This window comes from Haloarcula salina, assembly GCF_049603855.1.
Lineage (GTDB): Archaea > Halobacteriota > Halobacteria > Halobacteriales > Haloarculaceae > Haloarcula > Haloarcula salina_A.
The window spans coordinates 2,918,708-2,934,161 of sequence record NZ_CP187146.1; the positions used below are offsets into that span (position 1 = coordinate 2,918,708).

General features: G+C 68.8%; 17 protein-coding genes. 7 read left to right on the forward strand and 10 right to left on the reverse strand.

What is annotated here, in order from left to right; genetic code table 11:
* Positions 1–4: 4 nt before the first annotated feature.
* On the reverse strand, positions 5–427 hold the full coding sequence (locus ACOZ4I_RS14800) for a dCTP deaminase (protein WP_424000858.1): 423 nt from the start codon (positions 425–427) through the stop codon (positions 5–7).
* An 89-nt stretch (positions 428–516) separates the two neighbouring features.
* Between ACOZ4I_RS14800 and ACOZ4I_RS14805 the strand changes: the two genes are divergently transcribed.
* Positions 517–948, forward strand: a complete 432-nt coding sequence (locus ACOZ4I_RS14805) for a DUF5807 family protein (protein WP_424000860.1) — start codon at positions 517–519, stop codon at positions 946–948.
* Positions 949–957: 9 nt separating this feature from the next.
* Here the strand turns inward: ACOZ4I_RS14805 and ACOZ4I_RS14810 are convergent, their stop codons facing one another.
* The 4 genes from ACOZ4I_RS14810 to ACOZ4I_RS14825 all read right to left on the reverse strand — a co-directional run bounded on the left by ACOZ4I_RS14810 (position 958) and on the right by ACOZ4I_RS14825 (position 5,880).
* Positions 958–1,395 (reverse strand): hypothetical protein, encoded by a 438-nt coding sequence (locus tag ACOZ4I_RS14810; RefSeq protein ID WP_424000862.1) that lies wholly within the window; start codon positions 1,393–1,395, stop codon positions 958–960.
* Between the two features lie 78 nt (positions 1,396–1,473).
* Positions 1,474–2,565, reverse strand: coding sequence for a DHH family phosphoesterase (locus ACOZ4I_RS14815; RefSeq protein WP_424000864.1), 1,092 nt, complete (start codon positions 2,563–2,565; stop codon positions 1,474–1,476).
* Positions 2,566–2,661: 96 nt separating this feature from the next.
* Positions 2,662–5,295, reverse strand: coding sequence for a PAS domain S-box protein (locus tag ACOZ4I_RS14820; RefSeq protein WP_424000866.1), 2,634 nt, complete (start codon positions 5,293–5,295; stop codon positions 2,662–2,664).
* 120 nt (positions 5,296–5,415) lie between these two features.
* Positions 5,416–5,880, reverse strand: coding sequence for a universal stress protein (locus ACOZ4I_RS14825; protein ID WP_424000868.1), 465 nt, complete (start codon positions 5,878–5,880; stop codon positions 5,416–5,418).
* A 107-nt stretch (positions 5,881–5,987) separates the two neighbouring features.
* On the opposite strand from ACOZ4I_RS14825, the gene ACOZ4I_RS14830 reads away from it, so the two are divergent.
* Complete coding sequence (locus tag ACOZ4I_RS14830) at positions 5,988–6,422, forward strand: universal stress protein (RefSeq protein ID WP_424000870.1); 435 nt, start codon at positions 5,988–5,990, stop codon at positions 6,420–6,422.
* Here ACOZ4I_RS14830 and ACOZ4I_RS14835 read toward each other — a convergent pair.
* Together ACOZ4I_RS14835 and ACOZ4I_RS14840 are read right to left on the reverse strand one after the other, a co-directional pair.
* Complete coding sequence (locus ACOZ4I_RS14835; protein WP_424000872.1) at positions 6,419–6,940, reverse strand: N-acetyltransferase family protein; 522 nt, start codon at positions 6,938–6,940, stop codon at positions 6,419–6,421. The two genes, ACOZ4I_RS14830 and ACOZ4I_RS14835, sit on opposite strands and share 4 nt — an antisense overlap.
* Positions 6,937–7,308: a universal stress protein gene (locus ACOZ4I_RS14840; RefSeq protein WP_424000874.1), complete on the reverse strand. Its 372-nt coding sequence runs from the start codon at positions 7,306–7,308 to the stop codon at positions 6,937–6,939. Before ACOZ4I_RS14840 ends, ACOZ4I_RS14835 begins: the two co-directional genes overlap by 4 nt.
* 115 nt (positions 7,309–7,423) lie before the next feature.
* On the opposite strand from ACOZ4I_RS14840, the gene ACOZ4I_RS14845 reads away from it, so the two are divergent.
* On the forward strand, positions 7,424–8,131 hold the full coding sequence (locus ACOZ4I_RS14845; RefSeq protein ID WP_424000876.1) for a DUF5806 family protein: 708 nt from the start codon (positions 7,424–7,426) through the stop codon (positions 8,129–8,131).
* Positions 8,132–8,328: 197 nt separating this feature from the next.
* A complete protein-coding gene (locus ACOZ4I_RS14850) occupies positions 8,329–8,769 on the forward strand; it encodes a hypothetical protein (RefSeq protein ID WP_424000878.1) in 441 nt (146 codons plus the stop codon).
* Between the two features lie 6 nt (positions 8,770–8,775).
* Here ACOZ4I_RS14850 and ACOZ4I_RS14855 read toward each other — a convergent pair whose 3' ends face one another.
* Both ACOZ4I_RS14855 and ACOZ4I_RS14860 read right to left on the reverse strand, forming a co-directional pair.
* On the reverse strand, positions 8,776–10,098 hold the full coding sequence (locus tag ACOZ4I_RS14855; RefSeq protein ID WP_424000880.1) for a dihydroorotase: 1,323 nt from the start codon (positions 10,096–10,098) through the stop codon (positions 8,776–8,778).
* A gap of 24 nt (positions 10,099–10,122) precedes the next feature.
* Complete coding sequence (locus tag ACOZ4I_RS14860) at positions 10,123–10,806, reverse strand: lipoate--protein ligase family protein (protein ID WP_424000882.1); 684 nt, start codon at positions 10,804–10,806, stop codon at positions 10,123–10,125.
* 246 nt (positions 10,807–11,052) lie between these two features.
* Between ACOZ4I_RS14860 and ACOZ4I_RS14865 the strand changes: the two genes are divergently transcribed.
* On the forward strand, positions 11,053–11,904 hold the full coding sequence (locus ACOZ4I_RS14865) for a hypothetical protein (protein WP_424000884.1): 852 nt from the start codon (positions 11,053–11,055) through the stop codon (positions 11,902–11,904).
* Positions 11,905–11,959: 55 nt separating this feature from the next.
* Here ACOZ4I_RS14865 and ACOZ4I_RS14870 read toward each other — a convergent pair whose 3' ends face one another.
* Positions 11,960–12,532, reverse strand: coding sequence for a cysteine hydrolase family protein (locus ACOZ4I_RS14870; protein WP_424000886.1), 573 nt, complete (start codon positions 12,530–12,532; stop codon positions 11,960–11,962).
* Positions 12,533–12,615: 83 nt separating this feature from the next.
* On the opposite strand from ACOZ4I_RS14870, the gene ACOZ4I_RS14875 reads away from it, so the two are divergent.
* Together ACOZ4I_RS14875 and ACOZ4I_RS14880 are read left to right on the forward strand one after the other, a co-directional pair.
* On the forward strand, positions 12,616–14,091 hold the full coding sequence (locus ACOZ4I_RS14875; RefSeq protein WP_424000888.1) for an Hvo_1808 family surface protein: 1,476 nt from the start codon (positions 12,616–12,618) through the stop codon (positions 14,089–14,091).
* A complete protein-coding gene (locus ACOZ4I_RS14880) occupies positions 14,084–15,454 on the forward strand; it encodes an Hvo_1808 family surface protein (protein ID WP_424000890.1) in 1,371 nt (456 codons plus the stop codon). Before ACOZ4I_RS14875 ends, ACOZ4I_RS14880 begins: the two co-directional genes overlap by 8 nt.

Genomic DNA, 15,454 nt, shown 5'->3' on the forward strand with positions numbered 1-15,454 from the left:
CGCCTCACTCGTCGGCGGCGACGATCGTGCTGACCCGCGCGTTCTCCTTCAGTTTCAGTCCCGCGCCGCCGACGGAGAGCGGCACTCGCGGGAGAGAGTCCACGTGCAGCGTCGGGTGCGTGGCCCCGCGTTCGAGCAGTTCCGTCCGGGGCTGGAGCGTCACCGTCGCGTCGCCGGTCAGCGACTCGTTGTATTCGACGAGGAACTGTCCGTCCCGGAGCGTCCACCACTCGTAGTCGTCGTCCGGGTCGCGCCTGTGGCTCTCGTGGAGCGCGGTCGTGGCCGGGTCGAGTTCGCCGCCGCCGAAGTCGATCCGGCCCGGTTCGATGACTTCGTAGACGGTCGCGACCGTGAGGTCGAATCCCGGGCTGTCGGTCTGGGTCGGTTCGTGGACGATATCGGTGACGTACTCGCTGAGATCGACCATGGGCCAGAGTAGCACGGCGTCGGTTGAAAACGCTGTGTGTCGTGACCGAGAGCGGGCCACTTTTGCCCGGCGAGCGTCTCACAGCGGGCATGACCAATCACGCGGAGTTCCTGGCGGGCGAACGGCCCGACGACGTGCTCTTCTTCCTCCACGAGGACGCCGTCTCGAACCCCGGCGCGCTGGCCGACTACGCCGACGCGGTCGAGGACGGGCACGTCCTCGTCCTGCCGGGCGACGACGGCCGCAGCGCCTTCCAGTCGGCGACGGGCATCGACCCGATGGGACTGGCCCAGCAGGCGATGGGCACCGAGGGCCACGTTCACGACGACCTGACCGGCGCGGACTGCCCGGTCGCAGAAGAAGAACCGGACATCGACCACACGACGCGGTTCGTCTTCGCCTTCGCCGAGGAGCAAAACGAGGATGTCGGCGGCTTGTATGCCGAAGGCGACGTGATTCACGCCTACGCAGTCTGTGCCTGCGGCGAGCGCTACAGCGACAAGTGGGTCGTCGAGCAGTAGCCGAGCGACCTACAGCGAGAACGGTCGGGCCAGTCGGACGAGCAGCGCCTTCGGTAGTCCGGTGACGATGCTGCCTCCGTGGGTATACGGTATCTCGACCTCGTCGCGCGTGACGCCGTGGCGGAGGTGCTGGACCCCGTCGATCAGGAACCAGCAGCCCAGGAGCGCCGCCGGGACGACGGCCCACGTCGGCTCACCGGTCGCCGACCAGTACCCGACGAAGCCGAAGATGAGCAGTCCGAAGACCACGTGGTCGGCGTAGTCGCCGACGGCGGCCTGGGCGGCGTCGGCGACGAGCCAGACGCAGAAGGCGATCGCCGCCGAGGCCGCGGCGTACCGTATCGACCCGTCGAGAACGTACAGCGTCACGCCGACCACGACAGCGCTCGCGAGACGCTGTCGCACGGCTACGCTGTTCGCGACGCGTGTGTGGAGGGCGTCTGTCATCAGTCGACGTGACGCCGGAAACGCAAATCAAGATTGCGTCCCACCGGGACGGGACACTCCGTTTCCGGTTGACGCCGCTTATCTGTCGGAGTCTACGCCCTCGTCTTCGTCCTCGGGCAGTCGCCGGAACGCGTCCACGATGGCCTGCTTCGCCACCGCGCCCTGTGTGGTCCAGTGGTGGGCGTAGTCCATCATGTCGTCGTAGATGTCGGGCTTGCAGCCGGCGGCCTTCGGGTGGCCGCCGCCGTTGACCTGCTGGGCGACCTCGTGGGCGCGCTCGAAGTTCTCGGTGCCGCGGATGGAGGCGGAGCCGGCGGGCTTGACGATGACGGCCGCGTCGGCCCCCTGCTCGCGCAGGGCCTCGGCGACCTCGTTCTGCGAGCAGCGGCCGTAGGTGACGCCGACGGTCCAGTCGGCGACCTCGCGGAGTTCCGCCCGGTCGACGGCCTTCTCGATGAGGGCCTCCTTCTCGACGCGCTTCTCGGCCAGGAAGTCGTGAACCTCTGGCGAGAGGTCGGGACCGTGCTCGCGGACCGCCTCGATGTACTCCTCGGGCTCGCTCCAGTACGAGAAGTCAGCGAGGTCGTCGCTGCGGGGGTCGTCGCGGATCCAGAGGTCGTGGTCGCGGGTGACGGCGGCGAGGTCGGCCCACTGGTCGGCGAAGTCGTGGTCGAGTTCGGCCAGCGCTACGTCGGCGGTGCACACCTCGTCTGAGTCACCGACGGTACGCTCGACGCCGGCCGCGTCGACGGCCGCGGCGAGATCCTCGGGCCACTGGTGGTGGTCGAACCAGACAACGCGCTCGACGCGCGCGACCACGTCGTCCAGCGGCGCGATGTCGGAGTCGCGGTCGGGACAGAGGTCGCAGACGAAGACGGTCGCGCCGGGGTCGGCGTACTCGGCGGTCCACTCCAGGGCCTCGGTGAGTTCGTGGGGGCCGGCCGGAAGCAGCGCGCCCTCGCCGTGGGCCTCCCGGATCAGCGCCGTACAGGCGAGGCCGTCGGCGTCCGGGTCCGCGATGACCACGACGCCGGCGTCGGAAACCGTCTCGGCGGCCTCGGCTTCGGCCTGCTCTTCCTCGTAGGAGTCGGGGACGAAAAACCCCTCCCCGGGGAGAACGGATTTGCGGCCGAGAGAGAGGCGGTCGTCGTCGATGAGCCAATCGTCCATGCCCGAGCAAGCGGGCGAGTCGTCAAGAAGCCGTCGGGTTCGGGCGTCGGGACGCCGCGGCACCCGCGAGTCCTCCCGGCGACGCAGAACGACCCGTCAGGCCGTTTCGACGCCGCGAATCTCGAACCGTGCGCCGCCGCGCTCGCCGTCCGCCACGGAGATCTCCCAGCCGTGGGCGTCGGTGATCTGCTTGACGATCCGCAACCCGAAGCCGGACCCGTCGTCGTCGGTCGAGTACCCTGCTTCGAAGATCCTCTCCCGGTCTTCCACCGGAAGTCCGACGCCGGTGTCCTCGACGTAGAAGCCGTCGTCGAGCGGGCCGACGGTCACCGTGACCTCGCCACCCCCGTGCTCCACGGCGTTCCGAATGAGATTCTCGAGGAGTTGTTCGAGCCGTCCCGGGTCGGCCAGGATCGTCTGCTCGGTCCGGCAGTCGAGCGTCGCCGCTTCCGTCGGGACGTTCTGCCAGCACCGCTCGACCGTCGCCGCGAGGGCGACTTCCTCCGTCGCGCGTACGTGCTCGCCGCTACGGGCGAGGGTCAGGAGATCGTCGATGAGCGCGTGGCTCCGATCCAGCGCGGTGTCGGCGTGGGTCAGGTGGTCGCTGTCGCACTCCGCGCGAGCCAGTTCGAGCTGACCCCGAGCGACGTTCAGGGGGTTCCTGAGGTCGTGGCTCACTACGCTTGCGAACTCTTTCAGTTGCTCGTTCTGGCGCTCGAGTTCCGTCTGACGGGCCCTTCCCTCCGTGACGTCCACCGAGACGGCGAGCCCCGAGATGACGTCGCCGCTCTCGTCTCTGACCGGGACTGTCTGTATCCGGTAGTACCTGTCCTGAAACGCCTGTTCGAAGGTGTTTTCGTCACCCGCGAGCGCTGCCCGGTAGTACTGTTCGAGTTCGTCGGCGATGGCCTCGGGAAAGAGGTCGCTCGGACTCGCTCCCTCGAAGTCGGTCGACGTGAGCCCGACCGCCGAGAGTTCGTCGCCGCCAGCGACCGTGTACCGGGCGTCGCGGTCGAACAGGAACACGCCGATCCCAGGGATGTTCTCGATCAGCGTCTCGTACTGGGCTTTGAGTTCACGGAGCTCTCGTTCGCGCTCGTTTTGCCCGGTGATCTCTCGACCGATGCCGACGATCAGCGGCGTCCCGTCCGGGTGTGAGACGCGGTTCGTGACGTATTCGTAGGGAATCTCGCGGCCGTCGGCGGTCAAGAGCGCCGCCTGCAGCCGCGTGTGGTCCGCCTCGAACAGCCCGCGAATAGCGTCTTCCGCGCGGCGCTCCGGCGTGGCGACGAAATCGAACACGTTCATCGACGAGAGGGCGTCGTCGTAGCCGGTCACGGTCGCGAAGCTCTCGTTCCACCGGCGGAGTGCGCCAGACTCGTCGATGACGAACAGCACGTCGTCGATGCCGTCGAGGACGCGGTCGGTGTACGCTCGATACCGTTCGAGGTCACGCTCGCGCTCTTTTCGGTCGGTGATATCCCGAACGAGCCCCTGAACGTAGCGGACCGAGCCGTCGTGCATGACCGGGCTGGCGCTCACTTCGACGTCGACCAGGTCGCCGTCGGCGTCGATGAGCGCGACTTCCAGTTCGCGGACGGTCTCGCCCGCCGCGACGCGAGAAAAGCCGTCGAACGCGACCGAGAGGCTCGTCTCGGGGACGTACCGCTGGAAGTTCTCACCGAGGAGTTCCTCGGCGGCGTACCCGAGTAGCGACTCGACGGCGGGCGAGACGTACGTGAACACGCCGTCGGTGTCGAGGCGGAAGATCGTGTCTGGACTGACCTCCGCGATCTCCCGGAACAGCCGTTCGCTCTCGCGGCGGCGCTGTTCCGACCGGTGGCGCTGAATCGCGCTACCGAGGAGATTGGCGACGTTTTGCACGAACGTGACGTCATCTGCGCTGAACGAGCGGGCGGTCGTCGAGTGGGTCTCCAGAACGCCCCACGGATCGTCCCTGCTTCCGACGACGACGCTGATTCCGCTGACGACGCCGTGCTCTGAGAGGAACGTCGAGTCCCGGAACCGATCGTCAGTTCGGCGGTCCGGGACGACGACCGGCTCGGACGCCGAGAGCGTGTAACTAGCCAGTGTTTCACCGTCGCCACCGCCAAGCGCACCTTCGAGGACTGCTTCGTCCCATCCAGACGCGGCCGCAGTGGAGAAGCGTCCGTCGGCCGCCGAGAGGCGAAAGAGGCCGGTGTACTCGGTCCCCAGTCGGTCGGAGACGATTCCCACGGCTCGCTGGAACAGGGGTTGACGATCCAATCCTTCGAGTGCGTCTCGGCTGAGATCGGCGATTGCCTCGTCCTGCCGGCTCTTGCGCTCCAGGTTCCGTCTGGTCTGGTAGGCCGCCGCGGCATTGGCGATGCGGTTCGCGAGGACCGTGTACTGGCCGATTCCGCCACCCTTCTGGAGGTAATCGGTCACGCCGCTAGAGATGGCGTCGCTGGCGATCTCCTCGCTTCCCTTACCAGTGTAGAGGATGAACGGGAGGTCCGAATCAGTCGAGCGGACGGTTTCGAGGAACTCGATTCCGTTCCGCTTCGGCATATCGTAGTCCGAGACGACGCAGTCGAATTCGGCCCCGGCGAGCCGTTCCAGGCCCTCGTCCGCACTCAGTACCGTCTCCACGGTGAAGCGGTCGTCCTCGCGTTCGAGGAACGTCGCGACCACTTCGGCGAGTTCGGGATCGTCGTCGACGTGAAGAACACGAATCTGACTACCCATACACTCTCTACGCGAAGCAAGGGAATATAGGCGCGGTACGGTATCACGTGGATCGGTCGACTGTCGAACCGGCCGTTCCGACCGGCCTCAGTCGGCGGTTTCCCCTCGGATGAAGGCCTGTCAGACCCCTTCGCGCTCGGGGTTGGGGTCGCCTTCGAGCTGGCGCACCGTGAGGACCGGCATCGGAGCCTGGCGGACGACCTCCTCGGCGACGCTCCCGAGGAGGAAGCCGTGTTCGCCGTGGCGACCCCGGGTCCCGCTCGCGATGACGTCGGCGTCGTGCTCGTTCGCGTACTTGCAGATCTCGTCGGCCGGGTCGCCCTGCCGGACCGCTGTGACGAGTTCCTCGTCGGCCTCGGCGTCGGCGGCCTCGCGGATGAACGACAGGGCGCGACCGCCGGTGGTCGCCAGCGCGCGCTCGAGCGCCTCGCGGACCTCCTCCGGCGTTGCCTCGACCTCGCCGGCGTCGACGACATACAGCCCGTGGACGGTCGCGTCGAAGCGCGACGCCAGATCGAGTGCCGCCTCGACGGCCCGCTCTGCGCTCCCGGACCCGTCCGTGGCGATGACCACCGTATCGAACATATGCCACGCTATTTCGGGCACGATTAAATAAGCAGTCCCTTCCCGGACAGGACGACGGGGCCCGGACCTCGGTGGCTTTTTGCCGGGTGGGGTCACAGTGGCGTGTGATGGACATCGACCTCGTACTCGCGCCAGTCGACGGCAGCGACAAGTCAGAACGGGCGGCCGAGTACGCGATCGCCGTCGCGGAGCGCTACGACGCGGACATCCATCTCCTGTTCGTCGTCGACGAGCGACTGCACCGCGACATCGAGAACGGCGACGTCGACCCGGACGTCGTCGCCGACATCCACAAGTCCTTCGCCGCCGACATCCGCGCGCAGTTCGCGGATTCCTACGACGGCACGTTCGACACGTCGGCGGCCGCGGCGTTCTCCGAGACGCGCCTGATGCAAACCCCGGGGAGCGTCGTGCTCGACGTGGCCGAAGAGATCGGGTCGGACTTCATCGTCGTGCCGCGCGAGGCGGACGCGGAGGACGCCGTGGGCCGCGCGGCATTCTACGTCATCGAGTACGCGAGTCAGCCAGTCCTCTCCGTCTAGAGGCGAATCGCCATCTCGACTTCGAAGCTCTCGGTATTGCTCGTCTCGAAACCGACTTTCTCGTACAGCGCGATCGCGGGTTCGTTCCAGCGTTCGACGGTGAGCCACACTTTCCCGACCCCCTGGTCCTGGCCGTGACCGAGCAGCGTTCGGACGAGCGCCGTCCCGATACCAGCACCCTGGTAGGCCTGTAACACGAAGATGGCGAGTTCCTGCTCGTCCTCGTTGTCGGGAACGAGCGTCGCGTGGCCGACCGCGTCGCCCTCGTGTCGAGCGACGACGTTGAGACACTCGTCGTCGAGAATGACGTCGAGCCACTTGCGGATCGCCTCGTCCTTGACCGGCGGGATACCCTGCGCGCGATCCTCGGGGTTGAAATCGAGATACATCTCCACGAGGGCCTCGGTGTCGGTCGCGTCGGCTGCGACGACCTCGATCTCGCGGCCCTCGCCGTCGGTGATCGTCCGCGGCGGTCGCGGGAACGCGTCCGCGGGGTCGTCTGGATAGGTACGAGTCATCGGATGAGCGTGATCGGGGTCTGTGCGTTCAGCAAGACGAACTCGACGATGGAACCGAGCTGGATCTTGCCGAGCGGGGAGCGGTTGCCGCCGCCGAGAACGATGCGGTCGAAGTCCTCGCTCTCGGCGATGTTCACCAGGTCGCTTCCCGGCGACGACCCCTCGATACGGCGGATCGTCGCCTCGACGCCGGACTCCTCGACCCGTTCTCTCACGCGTCGAGCGACCGTTTCGACGTCGTCCGCTGCGTCCTCGTCCTCGTAGACCGCGACCGTCAGGTCGTCACCCGTCTCCGAGGCGCGTGTCAACGTCTCGTCCAGTGCGCGGTAGGACAGGTCGCTGCCCCCGACACCGAGCAGTACGTTCATAACCGGGACTTGTATACCCCCGGTCAAAAAGCCACCTGGCGAACGTGTCATCCAGTTGTTTGGAGTGTCGTCTCGCGGCGATACCCTTTTTCGCCGCGGGGACCCAACGTCGGCCATGACCGAGGGCGCATCGCCGGACGAGACGGACATCGACGGGGGAGACGCCGAACCGGAGCCGAGCGACCGGCCGGCGACCGAGAGCGACGAACGCACTGGGGACGGAGAGCCCGAGGAGGCTTCCGGGGAGGACCCCGACGCGACCGACGAGCAGGACCCGCCGGTCCAGAACGCCGACGTTCCGGCGGACGTGCGAAAGTACGACCGCTTCAAGAAGATCGAGGGCGGGACCTACGACCGCGCCAACGACTTCCTCCGGGACCGGACGTACATCACCGCCCGCGAGTGGGCCATCGCGCGCCTCTGTGCCGACTTCCGGACCGAGACGGGCGTCGAGATGACGAAGATCGGCGAGAACCTGCCCGAACTCGTTCCGTTCATGACCGACACCTACACGCCACAGGCCGTCAACCAGGCTCGCTCGGCTTTCGAAGACAAGGTCCGAAAGGCCGGCGCGACCTTCCTCTACGGCGCGATGTGCGACTTCTTCACCGCCGAGGAACTCGACGACGTGATGTACGAGGCCACGGAGGTCGCGAAGTTCCTGCTCGAAGTCGAGGGCGTCGACCTCGCCGTCGAAGACGAGATGGAGGCCGAAGACCGCATCTCGACCGTGATGCGGGAGGTCCGGGAGCAGTCGGCCGCGCTGCGACACGACGAGGTGTGTTGTCCGGAGTGTGGCCACGAGTTCGAGGCGGATGAGTAGGCCAGTTCGGACCGCTGTGCGTGTCCGAACACGGAGTCATCCGCCTCGCTTGCAGCGGACGAGTAAGCCAGTGAAGACCGTGTGTCTGAACACTTCCTCGGACGGCTCGCAGAGGCGGACGAGTAGGCCAGTGAGGACCGCGAGATTCCGCAGGAATCTCGGTAGTCCGAGCGGTGGAGCCGCGAGGACCGCTGTGCGTGTCCCAACGCGTCGGTGAGATGAGCGGCCCAGACTCGCGAGCGGCCCCGCTGTCGGATCGCGAAGCGAGACAGCGGGTCCTGCGAACCGACCTCGCGGTCGGACTCGGCGGAGCCGTGCTCGGCTACGCGGAGGCTGGACCGGCGCTGCTCGGCGTGGGGCCGGTGCTCGCGGTGGTCGCCCTGCTGAGCGCGGCGGCGCTGTACGCCGTCGAGCACGACGCGGTCCCGGGCGTCTATCCGGAGGTGACCGCGCTGGCGTCGCTCGTCGTCCTCGCGAGCGTCGTGGCGGGATTCGTCGTCGTCATCGAAGCGAGCGCGACGATCGTGCTCGCCGGCGCGCTCTCCGGGTTCGGGGGCGGCGTCCTGTGCTATCGGCTCTGCTACGGCTTTCTCTTGGCCGTCCCGGATTACCGACTCGATCGGGTCAGAGAGCGGTGATCCCGGCTACTCGACCACTTCGCCGTCCGCGTCGCGGACGTTCTCGCCCTGGTGGTCGTAGAACACGTCCTCCTCGCCCCCGTCGCCCAGCGCGTCGCCGCGCTCGTACACGACGGCCCCGCGGACCATCGTCCACTCCGGGAACACCGCGTCGAAGCCCTCGAAGGGCGTCCAGTCGCACTTCGAGTGAAGGGCCTCGCCACGGACCGCGGTCGTCTCGGTGGTGTCGACCAGGACGAGGTCGGCGTCCCGGCCGGCCTCGATCTCGCCCTTCTGTGGCAGGTCGAACACCTCGGCGGGGTTGCGCGCGGTGAGGTCACAGACGCGCTCGTAGGTGAGGTCGCTGTCCGAGTCGCGGGCCTCGGCGAGCAGGAGGGGGAGGGCCGTCTCGACGCCGGGGACGCCCGACGGCGCGTCCCAGATGCTCGCGTCCTTCTCCTCGCGGGTGTGGGGCGCGTGGTCGGTCGCGATCATGTCGACGGTGCCGTCGACGACGCGGTCGTAGAGCTTCAGTCGGCGCTTCTCGCGACGGAGCGGCGGATTCATCCGACCGAACGTGCCCAGGTCGGAGAGGTCCCGACGGGAGAGCAGCAAGTGGTGCGGCGTCACCTCGGTCGTCATGCCGGCCTCGCTGGCGATGTCGACGCCTTCCGGCGTGGAGGTGTGGGCGATGTGGATAGTCGCGCCGCGTTCGTTCGCGACCGAACAGGCGCGCTCGACGGCCTTCGCCTCCGCCGTCGCCGTTCGGAACGCGCTCCAGGCGTCTGCGTCGTCGCGGGCGCGGGCGTCGTCGTTGAAGTAGTCGGCGTCCTCCGCGTGGACCGTGACCGGCACCTCCTTCTCCGTCGCGGCGTCGAGCGCGTCGGCGAACAGGTCGGCCTCGATGCCCATGTCGCCGGTCGAGTCGGCGAGGAACACCTCGCCGAGGGCGAACAGTCGCCGTCGAAGGAGGACGTTCGGGATCCAGTCGGCCGTGACACCGCCGTTGATGCCCCAGTCGACGATGGCGTCGGCGGCGAACTCGGCCTTCTGGTCGAACGCCTCGCCGTCGATGGTCGGCGGGTCGGTGTTGGGCTGGTCGACGACGGTCGTGACGCCGCCGGCCGCCGCGGAGCGAGCGCCCGTCTCCCACGTCTCCTTGTGCGGATAGCCCGGTTGGCGAAAGTGGACGTGGGCGTCGATCATGCCGGGGAACAGGCGCTTGCCCGTCGCGTCGATGACGTGCTGGTCGTCAGCGTCGAGGTCGCGACCGACCTCGGCGATAGACTCGCCACGCACCCGGACGTCGCGCTGGCGACCGTCGGGCAGCGTCGCGTTTCGAATGAGCATACCTCCAGTCGACCGGGCGAACCCCTAAGTGTCTCGGATATGGCTCACCGAGACGTCCCGCCCCGCCGTCAGCGCCGCTTCGAGCGCCGCGACGACGCGGTCGGGGTCGCCGGTCCCGCCGGCGCGGGCGACGCTTCCGACGCTGTCAGGGTCGAAGGGAACGCCGAGCGCCGCGTACATCGGCGTCAACACCGCTGCGACCGCCTCGTGGTCGCGGACGACGACGACAGCGCCGACCACCGCGACGGACTGGCGGACCCGCTGGGCGAGGCCCGCGACCTTTCCATCGGCCTGCAGCGAGTGGGACCCCGGACAGAACGAATCGGGAGGCTCGCCCGCTCGGGCGTCGACGCCGCACTCGGCGAGGGCACGCCGGACCGAGTCGCTGACTCGGTCGTAGCGCGACTGGATAGTTCCGCGAGGGTCGTCGGTCGGCTCTGCGAGCGCGACGGCGACGGTCGACCCGGTGTAGGCGACGGCGCGGCCGCCCGTGGACCGCTCGACGACCGCGTAGCCCCGGTCGCGAGCGGCGGCCCTGGCTTGCTCGTAGCCGTCGCTGGAGGGGTCGCGGCGGCCGAAGGCGACCTGCCGGTGGGGTCGCCAGACGCGAAGCGCTGGCTCGCGGTCCGACGCGACGCGGTCGGCCATTTCCCGCGTCCGCCGGGAGTCGCAGTCTGGGTCGTCGGCCCGTCCCCGGAGGAGTCGCATAGCTCGACAGTGGGTCCGCGGGGACAAAACGCCCGCGGCGGCGGGTGCGGCGGACGAGCACCGGAGCTGATCGGTCCGCACGCCCACCGATGGCGAACAGGCGACACTCGGCCCTCGCGACGGGACGTGTCGCGCTATCGCAGCCCCCGTCGCGTCTGCAGTCAGCGCACGTCCGTGGGTGGTCCCGGCATCGGACATGAACCCTCGGGCGACAGCCACTTGCAGACGCACTCCCAATCAAGGGCGATGGCCGTGACGCTCTCCCGGGACGTACTCGCGCAGTACTACCGCTTCTCGCTGTACAACTCGCCGTTCGACGCCCACGACGAGGGGTGCGCGATCGACCTCTATCCCGAGGGAGAGCGCGCGCCGTCGCCGGTCGCCGGCGAGGTGCTCGACACCGAGACGGTCCGCGCACCGCCGAAAGCCTACGCCGCCGAGCACGACCACCTCGTCCTGGTCGACACGGGCGAACACGTCGCCCGGCTACTCCACGTCGACCCGTCCGTCGACCCCGGTGACTCGGTCGCGGTGGGCGACGACCTCGGCGAACTGGTCCGGGCTGGCTTCTTCGCACCGTGGGTCCCGAACCACGTCCACCTGGGATTTCGCGACCCGGACGCGAACCCCTACCGGGCGTCGGGGTCGCTCCCCGTCGACGTGGCCGTCGACGTCGAGGCGGTCTCGTGGGACGGAACCGGGACGGTCGCCGCGGCCGGCGAGACGTGGGCGCGACTGGACGCGCCCGAGCACCCCGCGCCGGGCGAGCGCTTCGCCGGGGTCGCAAACGGCGCTGGCGGTGATGGTGCCGGCGTCCTCGACAGCGGCCTCCCGCACTACGACGGCGGCGGCCTACTCGGCGGAAGCGGTGCCGACCACGCCGTCCTCGCCGGCCAGCGAGTCGGGACGGTCGCTGACCGCACCGTCACGTGGGACGACGTGACCGTCCTCGCGAACGGCGAGCCGGTGACCGGAATCGCGCTGTTCTGCGACCGGGAGCGGGCTGGCGTCAAGCTGGTCGGCCGTGAGATCGACCTCGGCGTCGGCGACGCGGTCAGGGTGACTATCGATCGCGAGACCGGTTCAGACGCCGGGTGACGGCGCTCCGGGCCATCCGCGACGTCGGGCGCGTCGCCGGGGACCGCGTCGGCCATCAGGCGAAGTCGAGGGCCGCGCGGTCGGTCACCTCGCCGAACAGCCAGTCGGCGTGCTCCAGCGCGTACTCGCGGTGGTCCGCCTCGATGAAGCCGATGGCGTCCTCGACGAGGACCGGGCGGTAGTCGCGCAGGCCGGCGCTGGAGGCGGTGTGGAGGACACAGACGTTAGCGAGCGTGCCGCAGATGACGAGGTCCTTGATACCGTGGGCGTCCAGCCAGCCGTCCAGTTCCGTCTGGTAGAAGGCGTCGTAGGTGTGCTTGACCACGACCAGGTCCTCGTCGGCGGGGTCGAGGTCAGCGACGAGTTCGGCCTCCCAGGAGCCCTCGACGACGTGTTCGCCCCACCGCTCGAACTCGTCGTAGTAGTGGGCGTCGTCGAACTGCTCGGGCGGGTGCACGTCGCGGGTGAAGACGACGCTGGCCCCGGCCTCGCGGGCGCGCTCGACCAGTTCGGCGCAGGGATCGACGGCCGATTCGCTGTCCGGTGCGTAGAGGCTCCCGTCGGGGTGACAGAAGCCGTTCTGCATGTCCACCACGACGAGCGCGGTCTGTGACGGATCGAGTTCCATACGCGGACGTTTGCACTGATAGCGTACCAACGTTACCCCGGCTAGCGTGTGACTTTTCACTGCGCTGGCCTACGTTCGGGTAGATGCGCCGCCCCCTCGCTCTCGCCGTCGTCTGTGTCGCGCTGCTGCTCGCAGGCTGTCAGGCCCCCGGGTCGCCGTCGGACCAGACGCCGCTTGCCGGTGACGCCGGGTCGACCGGTGCCCCCGAAACCCCGACAGAACCCGCGGTCGACCTCGCCGTGAACGGGTCGGCCCCGCCAGCGCCGACGGCGGACCGACTGGGCTACGAGAACGGCTACTGGTACAACGAGTCGCTCGCGGTGACGACCGAGGACGGCCTCAACGAGACCGAGCGCGAGGCCGTCGTCGCCCGGACGATGGCCCGCGTCGAGCGGATTCGCGGTCTGGAGTTCGAGGAACCGGTCCCCGTCTCTGTCGTCTCGCGGGCCGAGTACCGCAACAGCACCGGCGGCGAGACCGGCGAGTCGCTGCGGCGGTTCGACAACGCGAAGTTCGAGGCGCTGTTCTTCGTCGGCGAGGACCGCGACTCCATCGCGGTCCAGAACAGCAACCGCGGCGAGAGCGTGCTGGGCTACTACAGCAGTCGTCGGGGCGAGATCGTCGTGGTCAGCGACTCCGAGACGCCCACGATCAGCCGCGGGACGCTGGCTCACGAACTGGTCCACGCGCTCCAGGACCAGCAGTTCGGACTGGAGAGCGACGCGAACACGCGCGACGGCGTGCAGGGCCGGAACGGACTCATCGAGGGCGACGCCGTGGCGACGCGCCTGATCTACTCCGAGCGCTGTGGGTCGACGTGGGACTGCATCGAGACGCCGAGCGCTGGCGGCGGTGGCGGCGGCGACCGCCACTTCGGCATCAGCTTCATGCTCTATTTCCCGTACAGTGACGGTCCGAGCCTGATAGCCGACCTCCGTGAGCGCGACGGGTGGCGCGCGGTGAACGACGCCTACGACGACCACCCCGACAGCGCCGTCGAAGTGATCTATCCGGCCCGCTACCCCGACTGGGAGCGGGCGTCGGTGTCGCTCGCCGACAGGTCGAACGCCGACTGGGAGCGGGTCCGCCCCTCGACCGACCGCGACCGCCCGGACTACGCCGTCGTCGGGCCGTCGGCCATCGCGGCCTCGATGGCCTACACGCTCGCCGACGACTACAACGACTCGGCGGTGGTCCGCACGGGCGACGTCATCAACTACGAGTCGGACGGCTCGCTCCAGAGCGAGGACCCGTACAACTACGACCTGCCCGCCACCGACGGCTGGCGCGGCGGCCGCATGCACGTCTACGAGAACGACGGCGAGACGGCCTACGTCTGGAAGACGCGGTGGGACAGCGAGACCGACGCCCGGGAGTTCGCCCGCGCCTGGGAGCGCGTCGTCGCCCACTGGGGCGGGAGCCAGCGCGCCGACGGGACATGGGTCATCGCGGACGACAGCCCCTACGCAGACGCCGTCGATATCTCCGTGGACGGCCGGACGGTCACCGTCGTGAACGCGCCGACTGCGGCCGAACTCGACGAGGTCCACGATGCGTAGGCAGCGCCTGCTCGCGCTGTTACTCGTCCTCGCCACGGTCCTCGCCGGCTGTTCGGTCCCGTCGTTCGGCGGGAGCGACCACCCGGCGACGCCGGCCGGCGAGGACGCGGTCGGCTGGGAGGACGGCTACTGGTACGACGACCCCGTGCGCGTGACGACCGAGGACGGCCTCAACGAGACCGAGCGAGAGGCCGTCGTCGCCCGGACGATGGCTCGCGTCGAGCAGATCCGCCAGCGGGAGTTCGAGGAGACGGTCCCCGTGTCGGTCATCTCGCGGGCCGAGTACCGCAACCGCTCGCGCGGCAACGGGAGCGGCGGTGGCCCGCCGGCGGACCCCTGGAACGACCAGGTGTGGGAGGCGCTGCTCCTCATCGGCGAGGACTCCGGCAGTAGCGAGGAACTGGACGACACGCTCTCGACGACGGTCCAGGGGTACTACTCGCCGAGTCAGGACGAGATCGTCATCGTCAGCCCGACGGAGACGCCACAGATCGACCGACGCACGCTGTCGCACGAACTCGTCCACGCGCTCCAGGATCAGCACTTCGGCCTGAACGGCTCCGCGGAGACCCAGGACACCCAGCTCTCGCGCCAGGGCGTCACCGAGGGCGAGGCGAACTACGTCCGCATCTTCTACGAGCGCCGGTGCGGCGACCAGTGGGAGTGTATCGCGCTCCCGGACCGCACGTCAGAGAGCGGCGACGCCGGCGACGGAAACGGCAGTGCCGCACAGGAGCCGAGCTACAACGAGGGGCTGTTCACCGTCCTGTACCAGCCCTACGTCACCGGGCCGGCGTTCGTCCACGCTATCCGCGACGAGGGCGGCTGGGACGCCGTCGATGCGCTGCACGACGACTTCCCGGACAGCACCGAGCAGGTGCTCCACCCCGAGAAGTACCCCGACGAGAAGCCGGTCGCCGTCAGCGTCTCAGACCGCTCGACCGACGCGTGGAACCGCTTCGACCACGACCCGGTCGGCGACACCGTCGGTGAGGCGTCCATCTACGCGACGGTGTACCACAACGGCCAGACAGAGGGCGACCGCTACAGCTACGAGAGCGAGGCCTCAGAGGGCTGGGCCGGCGACCTCGTCGTGCCGTACCGGAACGGTTCAGGCGGTTACGGCTACGTCTGGGAGACGCGCTGGGACACCGAGGAAGACGCCCGGGAGTTCGCCGACGCCTACCGCGGCGCGCTGGTCGAGGAACACGACGCCAGCCAGCCGCGAGCGAACGTCTACGTCGTCCCCGAGGGCGACCAGTTCGCCGACGCGTTCCGCGTCGTCCGGTCGGGCAAGACCGTCCGCATCGTCAACGGGCCGACGGTCGACGACCTGAGCGAGATTCACCCGACCGAGGCGTGA

What these genes read in the sequence shown, in the direction of transcription:
- ACOZ4I_RS14835 (WP_424000872.1), bottom strand. Translation starts at nt 6,940, where the DNA reads ATGACTCGTACCTATCCAGACGACCCCGCGGACGCGTTCCCGCGACCG.
- ACOZ4I_RS14865 (WP_424000884.1), top strand. Translation starts at nt 11,053, where the DNA reads ATGGCCGTGACGCTCTCCCGGGACGTACTCGCGCAGTACTACCGCTTC.
- ACOZ4I_RS14860 (WP_424000882.1), bottom strand. Translation starts at nt 10,806, where the DNA reads ATGCGACTCCTCCGGGGACGGGCCGACGACCCAGACTGCGACTCCCGG.
- ACOZ4I_RS14825 (WP_424000868.1), bottom strand. Translation starts at nt 5,880, where the DNA reads ATGTTCGATACGGTGGTCATCGCCACGGACGGGTCCGGGAGCGCAGAG.
- ACOZ4I_RS14880 (WP_424000890.1), top strand. Translation starts at nt 14,084, where the DNA reads ATGCGTAGGCAGCGCCTGCTCGCGCTGTTACTCGTCCTCGCCACGGTC.
- ACOZ4I_RS14855 (WP_424000880.1), bottom strand. Translation starts at nt 10,098, where the DNA reads ATGCTCATTCGAAACGCGACGCTGCCCGACGGTCGCCAGCGCGACGTC.
- ACOZ4I_RS14805 (WP_424000860.1), top strand. Translation starts at nt 517, where the DNA reads ATGACCAATCACGCGGAGTTCCTGGCGGGCGAACGGCCCGACGACGTG.
- ACOZ4I_RS14815 (WP_424000864.1), bottom strand. Translation starts at nt 2,565, where the DNA reads ATGGACGATTGGCTCATCGACGACGACCGCCTCTCTCTCGGCCGCAAA.
- ACOZ4I_RS14840 (WP_424000874.1), bottom strand. Translation starts at nt 7,308, where the DNA reads ATGAACGTACTGCTCGGTGTCGGGGGCAGCGACCTGTCCTACCGCGCA.
- ACOZ4I_RS14800 (WP_424000858.1), bottom strand. Translation starts at nt 427, where the DNA reads ATGGTCGATCTCAGCGAGTACGTCACCGATATCGTCCACGAACCGACC.
- ACOZ4I_RS14830 (WP_424000870.1), top strand. Translation starts at nt 5,988, where the DNA reads ATGGACATCGACCTCGTACTCGCGCCAGTCGACGGCAGCGACAAGTCA.
- ACOZ4I_RS14810 (WP_424000862.1), bottom strand. Translation starts at nt 1,395, where the DNA reads ATGACAGACGCCCTCCACACACGCGTCGCGAACAGCGTAGCCGTGCGA.
- ACOZ4I_RS14870 (WP_424000886.1), bottom strand. Translation starts at nt 12,532, where the DNA reads ATGGAACTCGATCCGTCACAGACCGCGCTCGTCGTGGTGGACATGCAG.
- ACOZ4I_RS14875 (WP_424000888.1), top strand. Translation starts at nt 12,616, where the DNA reads ATGCGCCGCCCCCTCGCTCTCGCCGTCGTCTGTGTCGCGCTGCTGCTC.
- ACOZ4I_RS14820 (WP_424000866.1), bottom strand. Translation starts at nt 5,295, where the DNA reads ATGGGTAGTCAGATTCGTGTTCTTCACGTCGACGACGATCCCGAACTC.
- ACOZ4I_RS14845 (WP_424000876.1), top strand. Translation starts at nt 7,424, where the DNA reads ATGACCGAGGGCGCATCGCCGGACGAGACGGACATCGACGGGGGAGAC.